Annotated in this window: 12 protein-coding genes and 4 tRNA genes; 13 read left to right on the top strand and 3 right to left on the bottom strand. The window is 54.7% G+C overall.

Going from position 1 to position 13,286, the window contains the following annotated elements:
* Positions 1-17 precede the first annotated feature (17 nt).
* A complete protein-coding gene (locus CLV83_RS07535) occupies positions 18-644 on the top strand; it encodes a MiaE family protein (RefSeq protein WP_132289676.1) in 627 nt (208 codons plus the stop codon).
* Positions 645-690: 46 nt separating this feature from the next.
* Here the strand turns inward: CLV83_RS07535 and CLV83_RS07530 are convergent, their stop codons facing one another.
* The gene (locus CLV83_RS07530) at positions 691-1,422 is read right to left on the bottom strand and encodes a UDP-2,3-diacylglucosamine diphosphatase (protein ID WP_132289673.1); all 732 of its coding nucleotides are present in this window, start codon (positions 1,420-1,422) and stop codon (positions 691-693) included.
* A gap of 2 nt (positions 1,423-1,424) precedes the next feature.
* A complete protein-coding gene (locus CLV83_RS07525) occupies positions 1,425-1,931 on the bottom strand; it encodes a peptidylprolyl isomerase (protein ID WP_132289670.1) in 507 nt (168 codons plus the stop codon).
* A 348-nt stretch (positions 1,932-2,279) separates the two neighbouring features.
* On the opposite strand from CLV83_RS07525, the gene CLV83_RS07520 reads away from it, so the two are divergent.
* The 10 genes from CLV83_RS07520 (at position 2,280) to clpX (ending at position 10,657) form a co-directional block, all read left to right on the top strand.
* Positions 2,280-3,959 (top strand): glutamine--tRNA ligase/YqeY domain fusion protein, encoded by a 1,680-nt coding sequence (locus tag CLV83_RS07520; RefSeq protein WP_132289667.1) that lies wholly within the window; start codon positions 2,280-2,282, stop codon positions 3,957-3,959.
* 1 nt (position 3,960) lies between these two features.
* Positions 3,961-4,854, top strand: a complete 894-nt coding sequence (locus CLV83_RS07515; RefSeq protein WP_132289664.1) for a hypothetical protein — start codon at positions 3,961-3,963, stop codon at positions 4,852-4,854.
* Between the two features lie 46 nt (positions 4,855-4,900).
* The gene (gene cysS / locus CLV83_RS07510; protein ID WP_132289661.1) at positions 4,901-6,289 is read left to right on the top strand and encodes a cysteine--tRNA ligase; all 1,389 of its coding nucleotides are present in this window, start codon (positions 4,901-4,903) and stop codon (positions 6,287-6,289) included.
* A 233-nt stretch (positions 6,290-6,522) separates the two neighbouring features.
* Positions 6,523-6,599 (top strand) — tRNA-Arg (locus CLV83_RS07505).
* Positions 6,600-6,646: 47 nt separating this feature from the next.
* Positions 6,647-6,722, top strand: a tRNA-His gene (locus tag CLV83_RS07500).
* A gap of 35 nt (positions 6,723-6,757) precedes the next feature.
* Positions 6,758-6,842, top strand: a tRNA-Leu gene (locus tag CLV83_RS07495).
* 16 nt (positions 6,843-6,858) lie between these two features.
* Positions 6,859-6,934, top strand: a tRNA-His gene (locus CLV83_RS07490).
* A 259-nt stretch (positions 6,935-7,193) separates the two neighbouring features.
* Positions 7,194-8,534 (top strand): trigger factor, encoded by a 1,341-nt coding sequence (tig, locus tag CLV83_RS07485; protein ID WP_132289658.1) that lies wholly within the window; start codon positions 7,194-7,196, stop codon positions 8,532-8,534.
* Positions 8,535-8,655: 121 nt separating this feature from the next.
* On the top strand, positions 8,656-9,291 hold the full coding sequence (gene clpP, locus CLV83_RS07480; protein WP_132289655.1) for an ATP-dependent Clp endopeptidase proteolytic subunit ClpP: 636 nt from the start codon (positions 8,656-8,658) through the stop codon (positions 9,289-9,291).
* An 85-nt stretch (positions 9,292-9,376) separates the two neighbouring features.
* Entirely contained in the window at positions 9,377-10,657 is a 1,281-nt protein-coding gene (gene clpX / locus CLV83_RS07475; protein ID WP_132289652.1) for an ATP-dependent Clp protease ATP-binding subunit ClpX, read from the top strand.
* Between the two features lie 84 nt (positions 10,658-10,741).
* Here clpX and CLV83_RS07470 read toward each other — a convergent pair whose 3' ends face one another.
* Positions 10,742-11,962, bottom strand: coding sequence for an EAL and HDOD domain-containing protein (locus CLV83_RS07470; RefSeq protein WP_132289649.1), 1,221 nt, complete (start codon positions 11,960-11,962; stop codon positions 10,742-10,744).
* A 135-nt stretch (positions 11,963-12,097) separates the two neighbouring features.
* Here CLV83_RS07470 and ylqF point away from each other — a divergent pair, with 135 nt between their 5' ends.
* Together ylqF and CLV83_RS07460 are read left to right on the top strand one after the other, a co-directional pair.
* A complete protein-coding gene (ylqF, locus tag CLV83_RS07465; protein ID WP_132289646.1) occupies positions 12,098-12,997 on the top strand; it encodes a ribosome biogenesis GTPase YlqF in 900 nt (299 codons plus the stop codon).
* Positions 12,994-13,281, top strand: coding sequence for a hypothetical protein (locus CLV83_RS07460; RefSeq protein WP_132289643.1), 288 nt, complete (start codon positions 12,994-12,996; stop codon positions 13,279-13,281). Before ylqF ends, CLV83_RS07460 begins: the two co-directional genes overlap by 4 nt.
* The last annotated feature ends 5 nt before the right edge of the window (positions 13,282-13,286 follow it).

The following is a 13,286-nucleotide window of genomic DNA, read 5'->3' as shown; positions in this document are numbered from 1 at the left end:
TTTAAAAACTATTCCTCATGACCGATGCACTTGAAGAGATTCAGGCATTTTTGGGATGCTCAACGCCCCAGGCCTGGATTGAGGTTGCGGCCAAGCCGGAATCTCTGCCCGTACTATTGATAGATCACGCCCACTGCGAAAAAAAAGCAGCCTCGACCGCAATGAATTTGATGTTTCGTTATGTGGATCGCAGCGATCTGCTAAATAAAATGTCACGGCTGGCGCGGGAGGAGTTGATCCATTTCGAGCAGTGTCTGTCGTTGATGGATTCACGCGGGATCGAGTACGGGCATATGTCGCCGGCGCGTTATGCTGGAGGACTGCGCGAGAAGGTGAGAACAAGCGAGCCGGGACGTCTTGTTGATCTGCTGATTATCGGCGCTTTTATTGAGGCGCGTTCCTGTGAGCGCTTTGCCGCATTGGCACCTTACCTTGATGACGAGCTGTCAAAGTTTTACCGCTCATTGCTGAAATCTGAGGGGCGCCACTATCAGGATTATCTTGGTCTGGCCGAGGCCTATGCTGGCGAGTCAATTGAAGAGAGGGTGCAGGAGTTTCGCGAGCTGGAAGCGAGGCTTATTCAGGCCCCGGATCCGGACTTTCGCTTTCATAGCGGCGTGCCGGATGCCCAGCAGGCCGCTTGATTCGGGGTTTTGAGCCGGGTTGTTAGTTCGTGCCGGAGGGTTCTGCTTATTCCGGCGTGAACTGGACCAGCTCCAGGCTGGTGTCGGCATCCTTCTCAACCAAGTACCAGCCGCGGTGGTTCCAGTCGCCGAGTACAAAACGCTTACCTGTTCCCGGTGCAATCTGATCTGAGTGTGTGGCGGGACGGTGTGTGTGCCCATGGATCAGTACTTGGACCCCGTGTTGGCGCATCTGCTGGCGCACTTCGTCGGGGTTCACATCCATAATCGAATCCGCTTTCATCGCGCCCTGCGCCTTGCTTTGCGCTCGCATCTGTTCGGCGATCGCTCGTCGTTGCGTAACAGGCTGGGAAAGGAATTGCTGCTGCCAGGCAGTGTCACGAACCTGGGCGCGGAATTGCTGATAGGGCTCATCGTCAGTACACAGTTGGTCGCCGTGCATCAGTAGCGCGGGGCCGGCATTTAATTGCACCACCAGAGCTTCGGGCAGCAGGCTTGCGCCGATCTGTTGAGCAAATGTCTCACCGACCAGGAAATCCCGGTTGCCATGCTGAAAGAAGATTTCTGACCCACCTGCGCTGAGTTGCTGGAGCTTGTCGAGGGCGGGCTCCATGCCCTCTAGAGGGGCGTCATCTCCAATCCAGTATTCGAAAATATCGCCCAGCAGGTAAAGGCTGTCTCCAGGCTGGATAATCTCGTCTAGGAAATAGAGAAACGCCCGGGTAATCTCCGGGCGTTCAGGTTGCAGATGAAGGTCTGCAATGAAATAGCGTTTCATGCTCAGGCGTCGGCTTTTTCGCTGATGGTGGCGCGCTCGATAATGACGTCTTCTGCAGGTACGTCCTGATGGCCGGCACGCATGGTGGTGCGTACGCTCTTGATACGGTTTACCACATCCATACCGTCCACAACTTCGCCAAATACCGCGTAGCCCCAGCCTTCTGTGGTTTTCGCGGTGTGATCCAGGAAAATGTTGTCGGAGACGTTGATGAAGAACTGTGCCGATGCAGAGTGCGGGTCCATGGTGCGTGCCATGGCGATAGTGCCTGCCTTGTTGGACAGACCGTTATCGGCTTCGTTCTCAATCGACTCGCGGGTCTTCTTGTTGCTCATGCCCGGCTCGAAACCACCGCCCTGGATCATGAATCCATCGATTACACGGTGGAAAATCACGCCATCGTAGAAGCCTTCGCGAACATACTGTTCGAAGTTGGCTGCGGTTTTTGGGGCTTTCTCGTGGTTCAGTTCAAGCGTGATGTCGCCAAAATTGGTCTGCAGGGTGATCATTGTACTGGTCTCTGTGTTGGCAATTCATACTTATTAGTGTCCCGCCATTATACGCAAGTCGCAATTGAGTGCATCAAATTGGAGAAGGTCGGTTTGCTGTAAGGCTGGTTCCCACTTTGGGGCAGGTTGTGTGGAGTAGGGGGTCGCTTTGCTGCCGGTGTTCTGTTCGAGGTGCATACAAGGAGATTCTTGGGGGTGAATGGCAGATGAGTTGGTGAACAGATAGCCTTGTCGGCTGTATTCGCAGTGCTTTGCGATTCGATCTCCGGTTATAATGTCGCGCTCAGGTTCCAGTCGCCCGGACGGCGTCCAGCGGCTGCGTCAATTCAGTTTCGACAAGACGCGGATATGACCAAAAACGAAAGCACCAAGCCGACCAATTTTATCCATCAGATTATCGAGGAAGATCTGAAAAACGGGGCCAATGATGGCAAAGTCGTCACCCGTTTCCCGCCAGAGCCCAATGGCTACCTGCACATCGGGCATGCGAAGTCGATCTGCCTCAACTTCGGTACTGCACTGAAATACGGCGGTGAGTGCAACCTGCGTTTTGATGACACAAACCCGGAAAAAGAGAGTCAGGAATACATCGACTCTATCATCGCTGACGTGCGTTGGCTGGGTTTTGAGTGGGCTGGCGATATCCGTTACAGCTCCGATTATTTCGACACTCTGTTCGAGTGGGCGCTTCACCTGATCCGCGAGGGCAAGGCTTACGTGGATAGCCTCAGCGCCCATGAAATGCGCGAGTACCGTGGCACGTTGACCGAGCCGGGTAAGCCAAGCCCCTACCGCAGCCGCAGCGTTGAAGAAAATCTAGAGCTGTTCGAAAAGATGCGCCAGGGTGCCTTCGATGAAGGCGAGTGTGTGCTCCGTGCCAAGATCGATATGGCGTCACCGAACATCAATATGCGTGACCCCGTAATCTACCGTATCCGCAAGGCCCACCATCACCAGAGTGGCGATAAATGGTGCATCTATCCGTCATACGACTTCACGCACGGCCAGTCCGATGCGCTTGAGGGGGTGACTCACTCCATCTGTACGCTGGAGTTTGAAGATCATCGTCCGCTGTATGAATGGTTCGTCGCCAACCTGCCGGTGCCGGTCGAGCCGCGTCAGTATGAGTTCGCCCGCCTCAACCTGAACTACACCGTTACCAGTAAGCGCAAGCTCAAGCTTTTGGTGGATGAGGCCAAGGTAAATGGCTGGAACGATCCCCGTATGCCGACCATCTCAGGTCTGCGTCGTCGCGGGTATACACCCGCATCGATCCGTAATTTCTGCGACATGATCGGTGTGACCCGTTCTAACGGTGTGGTCGATATGGGGATGCTTGAAGCAGCGGTGCGTGAGGATTTGGATGCTAATGCGCCGCGAGCGATGTGTGTCCTCGAGCCGATCAAACTGACCGTGACCAACATGCCGGAAGGCGAAGAGGAGTGGTTTGAGCTGCCGGCACACCCCAAGGATGAATCCATGGGGCTTCGCAAGGTGCCGTTCACACGCAATCTGCTGATCGAGCGCGAGGATTTTGCCGAAGTGCCGCCGCGTAAGTGGAAACGTTTGTCTCCGGGTGAGGCGGTACGTCTACGTGGTGCTTATGTGATCCGCTGTGAAGAGGTGATCAAGGACGAGAGTGGCGAAGTGGTGGAAATTAAAGCCACATTTGACCCGGACACCAAGGGCGCCAACCCGACCGATTACAAACCCAAGGGTGTTATCCATTGGGTGTCGGCTGAGAACTCCGTTGCCTGTGAAGTCCGTTCCTACGACCGGCTGTTTACCGAGCCGAATCCGGATGGCGATAAAGAGCGTGACTTCCACGACTTTATCAACCCTGAGTCTCTGGTTGTGTATCCGCACGCGCGTGCGGAGATCGGTCTGAAGACGTCTGCCGTTGAAAGCCGTTTCCAGTTTGAGCGTCAGGGTTACTTCTGTGTTGATCCGGACTCCAGTGAAACGACCCTGGTCTTCAACCGAACCGTCGGTCTGAGAGATTCCTGGGCGAAGATGCAGAGTAAGTAAGATGATGCTGCGCGGTCTGCTGGGGTTGGTATTGCTCTCTCTGGCGGGCTGCTCCTCGTTGTCGTCTACGGATGTCAACGAGGCGGGCTATCTGAAAATAGAGACAGTCACGTCTCTCAGTAGCAAGGTGGTGGAAACCTCGGGGCTGGCGCTTCGAAAGAAGCGTATCTGGACCATCAACGACAGTGGTAACGGCCCTTGGCTTTATGAGCTCGACGAGTATCAAGGCGCGGTGGTTAACCGAATAAGGGTGGCCGATGCGGTTAATATCGATTGGGAGTCGATGGCGGAGGATGAGCGATATCTGTATATCGCCGACTGTGGCAACAACTCCGGCAAACGTCGATGGCTTCAGCTCTATCGGATTGGTTGGCAACAGCTGCTCAATATCAAAGCATCTGAGCCGGTTGCATCAGACTATATAGAGTTCAGCCTGGCTGATCCTGGCCCTGTGAAGGGTCTGCACAAGCATGACAACGACTGTGAAGCGGTCACCCGTGTTGATGATGAGCTCTGGCTCTTTACCAAGGGTTGGCTGACCGGCACCACCAGACTCTACAAAATGAGTGTTGATCAGGAGGATCAGTCTCTGATCAGTAGTGAAACCTGGCCTGTTCAGGGGCTTATTACCGCTGCGGCTTACAGTGCCGAGCGGCATGAGTTGGCGCTGCTTGGTTACACACTGCGACGTTTTACCAGCGACACTTTTTTATGGCGGGTTCCGGTTGTTAACGGTCGGCCTGACTGGCCGGCAGCGCAGCATCACACTCTTTGGCCTGCAGGGCAGTGGGAAGGTATCGCCTGGCGTGGCGATGAACTGCTGCTGACACGTGAAAAAAGCATTCTTGGCGAAGCGCGACTGGGTCGAATCCAGCTGGCGCCGCTCTCACGCTAAAACTGAATCATACCAAAACTGAATTTGAACTGATTGGCGAGTTTACATGTTGCATCTCTATAACACACTGACGAACTCCAAAGGCCCATTTACTCCGCTGGAACCGGGAAAAATCCGGATGTACGTCTGTGGTGTGACCGTCTATGACTACTGTCACATAGGGCATGCGCGGGTGATGGTCTGCTTTGATCTGATCACCCGCTATCTGCGTTACCGTGGCTGGGATGTCACCTATGTGCGCAATATCACCGACGTGGATGACAAAATCATCAAGCGTGCGGCCGAAAATGGCGAAGCGGTCGATGCGCTGACCGAACGTATGATCGCCGCTATGCATGAGGATGAAGGGCGCCTGGGGGTGTTGCGCCCGGATATGGAACCGCGGGCTACTGCGCACATCTCTGACATCATCGACCTGGTGCAGACGCTGGTAGACAAGGGATACGCCTATGCTGCGGCCAATGGTGACGTTTACTATCGTGTTGAGAAATTCGAGCCCTATGGTCGCCTGACCAACAAGGTGATCGATGAGCTCAAGGCCGGTGCCCGGATTGAAGTGGGTGACTCCAAGGAAAGCCCGGTGGACTTCGTGCTATGGAAGGCGGCCAAGCCGGGTGAAGTGAGCTGGGAATCTCCCTGGGGGCCGGGTCGTCCGGGCTGGCATATTGAATGTTCAGCCATGTCCAAATGCTGCCTGGGTGAAACCTTTGATATTCATGGTGGGGGGCCTGATCTCCCGTTCCCCCACCACGAGAATGAAATCGCCCAGTCAGAAGCGGCCAACGACTGCACCTATGTGAATTACTGGATGCATGCCGGACCTGTGCGGGTAAATCAGGAGAAGATGTCCAAGTCATTGAACAACTTCTTCACCATTCGTGATGTGCTGGAAAGTTATAACCCGGAAGTGGTCCGTTACTTCCTCTCCTCGGTTCACTACCGCAGCTATATCGACTACTCCGAAGATAGTCTGCGCGAAGCGCGCCAGGCGCTGGAGCGCTTCTACCAGGCGCTCAATGATGCGCCGGTTGGCACGGAAGAGGGCTTTGAAAGCGATTACGAAGAGCGTTTCCAGCAGGCGATGGATGATGACTTTGGTACGCCCAGAGCCCTTGCGGTCCTGTTTGATCTCGTGACTGAGTTGAACAAGGCGACCAGGGATAATGCGCCTCAGGCTGCAGCTTTGGCTGCGCTGCTCAAGCGTCTCGGAGGTGTGTTGGGGCTGTTGCAGCAATCTCCCCAGGCGTTCCTTCAGGGTGAAGCCCGTGAGGGTGAGTTGTCCGTCGATGAGATCGAGTCGGCCATCGAAGCCCGCAAGCAGGCGAAGAAAGACAAGGATTTTGCTGAGGCTGATCGCATCCGTGATTCACTGGCAGAGCAGGGGATTATTCTCAAGGATAGTCGTGAAGGTACCACCTGGTACCGAGAGGGCTGAAATCAAGGAGGCTAGGATCAAGTCTGCAGCATCTTAGCGTGCCAGGTGCTTGTTCATGGCTTACTCCGGGAAACCGACGGTAAATCAGGGAGTTGTGCATAAATCACACAGCTCCTTGTTTATTATGAAAAAAATGTAAAAACGCTATTGACGCCTCCGGTCCGCTCCCTTAGGATACGCACCACTTCGCAGCGGGGCCCAAGGGTCAGGCAGCGAATGTCGGGCAGCAAGAGGCGCCCGTAGCTCAACCGGATAGAGCAACGGCCTTCTAAGCCGTAGGTTGCAGGTTCGAGCCCTGCCGGGCGCGCCACTTGTGATTGCTCTTGCGACAGTCCGGTGAGTAAAAATTAGGTTATGGTGGATGTAGCTCAGTTGGCAGAGCTCCGGATTGTGATTCCGGCGGTCGAGGGTTCAAGCCCCTTCATCCACCCCATTTCCTAATAGAAGTATGAAAATACTTCGAGTGTCGCGGGAATGGTGAAATTGGTATACACGCTGGTTTTAGGTACCAGTGCCGAAAGGCGTGAGAGTTCGAGTCTCTCTTCCCGCACCATTTCCTTCGCGTTATGGTGGATGTAGCTCAGTTGGCAGAGCTCCGGATTGTGATTCCGGCGGTCGTGGGTTCAAGCCCCATCATCCACCCCATTTCCTTGCTTTAATTTCATCTCCTCATATCTCATCGGCGTTGCCGATTTTCTCGTTTCTTTCCCGAAGCAACTCCCGATATGCGGGCGTTTTGCTTGACTAATCAGGTCCGTTGCCGGACAATTTTGCGCTTTATAATTTCAGGCTCTGTGTATCGGATGTCTGTATTCTGGCCCGGTTTCATGCGGTGAAAACGGTCGGAATCGAAGGCGCCGGCACAGGTCGCTATAAACGCTGCAATCTATTTGTGAGGAATTTCATGCAAGTTTCTGTCGAAACGACTTCCGGCCTTGAGCGTCAGATGACCGTAACGGTCCCCGCCGACCGAATTGATCAGGACGTGGATAAACAGGTGATGCAGCAGGCCCGGACTCGCCGCATGGATGGCTTCCGCCCAGGTAAAATCCCGGCGAAAGTGATCAAGCGTATGTACGGCGATGCGATTCGCTACGACGTCCTCAATCGCGTTGTTCAGGAAAGCTTCTACCAGGCAGTGCAGCAGGAAGAACTTAAGCCTGCTGGCGGCCCGAGCATCGATCTGAAAAACGACAAAGAAGGCGAAGATCTGCAGTTCGTTGCTACTTTCGAAGTTTACCCGGAAGTTGCGCTGGCTGATTTCTCTGCTGCCGAAATCGAAAAGCAGTCTGCTGAAATCCAGGACGCTGATCTGGATCAGATGATCGAAACCCTGCAGAAACAGCAGGCTGAGTGGGCTGAAGTTGAGCGTGCTGCTGAAGACGGCGACCGCGTTAAGATCGATTTCGAAGGCTTCATCGACGGTGAAGCGTTTGAGGGTGGCAAAGCCGAAGGTCACGACCTGGTGCTGGGTTCCAACTCCATGATCCCTGGCTTCGAAAGCGGCCTGGTCGGCGCTAAAGCCGGCGACGAGCTGGAGCTGGACGTTACCTTCCCTGAGGAATACCACGCCGAAAACCTGAAGGGCAAAGCGGCCAAGTTCAAGGTCAAAGTGCAGAGCGTTTCCGCTTCTGAACTGCCGGAACTGAACGCCGAGTTCTTCGCCAAGTTCGGTATCGAAGAGACTGAAGTTGACGGTTTCCGCACCGAAGTTCGCAAGAACATGGAGCGTGAACTGAAAAACTCTCTGAAGTCCAAGCTGAAAGAGCAGGTTTTCAACAAGCTGGTTGAACTGAACAACATCGATGTTCCGGCTGCATTGGTCGACGAAGAGATCGACAACCTGCGTCGTCAGGCTGTTCAGCAGTTCGGTGGCCCGAACGCCCAGATCGATCCGAACACCCTGCCGAAGGAAATGTTCGAAGAACAGGCTAAGCGTCGCGTCGTTGTTGGTCTGCTGGTTCAGGAAGTTGTTCAGTCCAACGAGATCAAAGCTGACGACAGCCGCGTTCAGGAAACCATCGCTGAAATGGCCGAAACCTACCAGGAACCTGCGCAGGTTATCGAGTACTACAACAGCAATGAGCAGATTCTGAACCAGATCCGCAGCATGGTTCTTGAAGATCAAGTGGTTGATCACCTTCTCGCATCTGCTAAAGTCGTGGAGACTGAAGTCAGCTACGAAGAAGCGATCAAGCCGGCGCAGCAGGTAGCTCAGGAAGCTGAGGCCGAAGCGGCGGAATAATCGCTAACGCGAAAGAAGCGCTCAAACGTCCACCCCGGTGGGGCGCCGAAATCTCGAAAACGGCAGTTGGCTCACGCTGGCTGTCGTTTTTGCTTTCAAAGGCTCTTAAGGAGAAGTGTATATGACGGACATCTTGAATGGGCGTTCCAGTGGCATCACCAACAGCGGCATGGTGCCGATGGTTGTTGAACAGAGTTCTCGTGGAGAACGCGCTTACGATATCTACTCGCGACTGCTGAAAGAGCGAGTAATCTTCATGGTTGGCCAGGTGGAAGACCACATGGCGAACCTTATCGTTGCGCAGCTGCTGTTTCTCGAAGCGGAAAATCCGGATAAGGATATTCACCTTTACATCAATTCACCCGGTGGTTCCGTGACCGCGGGTCTCGCGATCTACGACACCATGCAGTTCATCAAGCCTGATGTCAGCACCATGTGCATTGGCCAGGCTGCTTCCATGGGCGCTCTGCTGCTCGCCGGCGGTGCCGAGGGCAAGCGTTTTGCGCTGCCGAACTCGCGCATGATGATTCATCAGCCGCTGGGTGGTTACCAGGGTCAGGCAACTGATATTGAGATCCACACCCGTGAAATTCTCACCATTCGTAATAAACTGAATGGAATACTGGCGCATCACACCGGCCAGGACGTTGAAACCATTTCCCGCGATACCGACCGTGATAACTTCATGGATCCGGGGGCGGCAGTGGAGTACGGACTGATCGACTCGGTGCTTGAGCGTCGTACCCTGGCAGAGTAAGGAACGCTCTGTTGTTCCCGTCCCGGGTTGAAAACCGGGGGCGGGGGCCGCATATCGAGTTAAAAGGCTTTTTTGAGGTATCAGAATGTCGGATGAGATCAGCGGAAAAGGCGGAAATGGCAGCAAGCTGTTCTGCTCTTTCTGTGGCAAAAGCCAGGACGAAGTGCGAAAGCTGATCGCAGGCCCGTCTGTCTTTATCTGTGATGAATGTGTCGATCTCTGTAATGATATTATCAGTGAAGAGATTCAGGAGACCGAAGAGCAGGCGCCCAGCGAGAAGCTGCCGACGCCCGCCGAGATAAAAGGCACACTGGACGATTATGTGATTGGCCAGGAACGTGCCAAGAAGGTGCTTTCGGTCGCCGTATACAACCACTACAAGCGTCTGCGTTTTCAGGGCAAGGGCAAAGCGGATATTGAGCTCGGTAAGAGCAACATCCTGCTGATTGGCCCTACCGGTAGCGGTAAAACCCTGCTGGCCCAGACCATGGCACGCTTGCTGAACGTTCCCTTCACCATTGCCGATGCAACCACGCTGACGGAAGCGGGTTACGTGGGTGAAGATGTAGAGAACATCATTCAGAAGTTGCTGCAGAAATGCGACTACGACGTAGAAAAGGCGCAGCTGGGTATCGTTTATATCGATGAGATCGATAAGGTATCCCGCAAGTCGGATAACCCATCAATCACCCGTGACGTATCCGGTGAAGGTGTTCAGCAGGCACTGCTGAAACTGATCGAGGGTACGGTTGCATCGGTGCCGCCCCAGGGTGGGCGCAAACATCCCCAGCAGGAGTTCCTGCAGGTTGATACGTCTAACATCCTGTTCATCTGTGGCGGTGCGTTTGCTGGACTCGAGAAGATCATCCGTGATCGCAGCGAGCGCAGCTCCATCGGCTTCAGCGCGACAGTGAAGAGCAAAGATGAAAGCCGTCTTGCTGAAGTGTTGCACGATGTTGAAGCGGAAGATCTGGTTAAATTCGGTCTGATTCCCGAGTTTGTCGGTCGTCTGCCGATGATTGCGACCCTGTCCGAACTGGACGAGGAGGCTCTGATCCAGATCCTCACCGAACCCAAGCATAGTCTTGTGAAGCAGTACCAGGCTCTGTTCGAGATGGAAGGGGTCGATGTGGACTTCCGTACCGAAGCTTTGCAGGCGGTAGCCCGTCATGCGCTGGAGCGTCGTACCGGTGCGCGTGGTCTGCGTTCAATTCTCGAAGCAACCCTGCTCGAAACCATGTATGAACTGCCGTCACTGGATGGCGTCAGCAAAGTGGTTATTGATGAAGGGGTGATCGAGGGAACGTCTGACCCGATCCTGATCTACGAGAACCAGGAACAGTCCAAGGCGGCGCCGCAGGACTGATGACGCAAAGTAGCGCGTTTAAAAAGCGACCCTGGGGTCGCTTTTTTTGTGTCTGCTTGCTTGGGTGTGACCGAGTAAAGCGGTTTACTCGTGCATCGCCTGCATGGCGTCTCGAGCCCAGTTGAGGCTGTTGCGATACGCGCTTTCAAACAGGGCGATGTTGAAGTCGGCGGGTAGCTTTTCCCAGTCGCCGCTCTCATAAGCCAGCGCCTGCTGCAGGGTGCTGCCGATATCGCCTTTGTAGCCGGAGATGGCGTCTTTGATATCCTCGCCCAGAGGTACCTGCTCCAGCATGGTGTCACGATCTACATCGAGCATGACGTGCAGGCCCGACATCATACCCGCCATAAAGTAGGAACCCGGATTGGGACGCTGCTCGCCTTCCGCAACTATTTCGCACATGCGACCGCGGATCAGTAGCGTACGAGACAGCTCCTCTGGTTTGTCCTGGCTGCTGGTCATGGAGATCAATGTCGCCCATTTGCGTACCTGGTCGATACCGAGCAGAACCACCGCCTCAGCGACCGATTCAACCTTGCGAACCAGCGAGTAGGCGGCGGAGTTCACGATGCGCAGTAGTTTATAGGTGAGCACCGGGTCGCGGATGATCATCTCTTCGAGAATTTCCGGCTTGACGTTGGGCTTCTGCAGTTCCTGGATCAGTTGCATCAGTGCGACCTGGTTGGCGCCGATACGCTTGCCCTTGACCACCTTGGGGCGGCTGAGGAAGGAGCCTTCAAACAGTTTGAAGCCGGAGCTGGCGCAAAGCTCCAGTTGCTCGATAGTCTTAATATTGGCGGCCAGGGCGGTGACCTTGAGCTGGGCCAGGCTGTTCGCCTGTGACGCCAGCTTTTCCGTTGGAATATTTTGAATATCGAGTTTGACGATCTTGACCAGTTTAATAAACGGGTCGAGCTCTGGTCGGTACTCGCGTATTGCCAGTGTCAGTCGATAACCTTTCTTGGCCAGGTCGAGTAAAAGCTGGGCAAAAGCTCTGTCGGGTTTGGCTGGCAGCGTCAGTGTGAGTACCACCTGTTTTACGGGCAGGTCGGGCATCGTCGCGATGGTTTCTGCCGAGACAGGCAGGAATGCCGGCACGCGTTTGATCTCGCCCTGGTCCGAGATGCTGGTGTAGGTAGAAAGAATCACCTCAGACCCGGAGCTGGTATCAGGATCTGGGGCCAGCATTCCGTCCAGCGCGGTATCGCGCTGATAGCTCAGTTCATAGGCGATAACGCGCTGATGGCTGTCAAAAATCGGGTGGCGAGCGACCAATGCCTGGTTGGGGTCGATCTGTTGGGGCATGGAGGCGAAATCCTTCATGGGCTGCGAAAAGGTTTATTTTAATGGCTAACGGGCAGGGCGGCATCTTTTGTTGGCGGCTGCTGGTCAGCGCGAAGAAGAGTATACTGTGCGGCCGATTAAAATGCTGGGTGAATAATGACGAGAATCAATTGGTTTCCGGGCCATATGCACAAGGCACGAAAAGAGATCGCCGAGGTGATGGATGAGGTGGATGTGGTGATCGAGGTGCTTGACGCCCGGCTCCCGCGTTCCAGCGAGAATCCCCTGGTGGATCAGCTGCGCCGCGGCAAGCCGGTGATCAAACTCCTTAATAAGGAGGATCTGGCCGACCCCCAGCGGACAAAAGAGTGGCTGGCCTATTTCAATGCCCAGGAAGGAATTACCGCCATTGCGTTGACTACCAGTGATAAAAAGCTGGTGCAGAAGATACCGACCTTTTGCAAAGAGGCCGTTCCTGCGCGCACCCGCGCGGGGCGTCCGGTACGGGCGATGATTATGGGTATTCCCAACGTCGGCAAATCGACGCTGATCAATGTACTGTTGGGCCGCAAGATTGCCAAGGTTGGTAACGAGCCTGCAGTGACCAAGGGGCAGAAGAAGTACAGTGTTCATAACGGTATGGCGCTATCCGATACGCCGGGGATTCTCTGGCCGAAGATAGAGGATGAAGACTCCGGTTACCGTCTGGCGGCGAGTGGGGCAATCAAGGACACCGCCATCGATTATGACCTGGTCGCGGAGTACGCGGCGAAGTTTCTACTGGCGGAATACCCGGGTTATCTGCTGGAGCGCTTTAAGCTCAAAGCGCTGCCCGAGTCCGCGGATAGCCTTATCGATCAGGTAGGTCGCAAACGGGGCTGTCTACGGCCAGGTGGTGTTGTCGATACCTACAAGGCAGCCGATATCCTGCTGACAGAATTGAGAGCAGGCAAGCTGGGTAAGGTTACTTTTGAAACCCCGGAAGAGTGGGAAAGAAAACGGATCGAGGCAGAGCAGGCCGAGATGGAAGCAGCCAACGAAGAGAAAAAATCATGACACGTCGTAAAAAAGAGCGTCGGCTGGGCAAATTCATGCCGGTACTGGATCAGAAGCCGAAGAAACAGGAGCGCCTGGCGGATCCGACCAGTAAAGAGAGCCGCAGAAAGAAAGCGCAGCAGCAGGAGAAGAAAAAAGAGTCTGTTTATGCCAAGGCTCAGGCAACCAAGACTCGCGCCGCCAGGGACGAGGAAGCGGGCCGTCGCGGGACCCGTCACGGAGGCCGGCTGGCTGAAAAGATTCGCCGTCTGAATGAGCAGCGAGAGGAATCGGAAGAGTCCTGAGTTTG

The organism is Marinobacterium mangrovicola (assembly GCF_004339595.1).
GTDB classification, from domain to species: domain Bacteria; phylum Pseudomonadota; class Gammaproteobacteria; order Pseudomonadales; family Balneatricaceae; genus Marinobacterium_D; species Marinobacterium_D mangrovicola.
The sequence above is the reverse complement of the archived record's forward strand: the minus strand, read 5'-3'. Positions and strand labels throughout refer to the sequence as shown.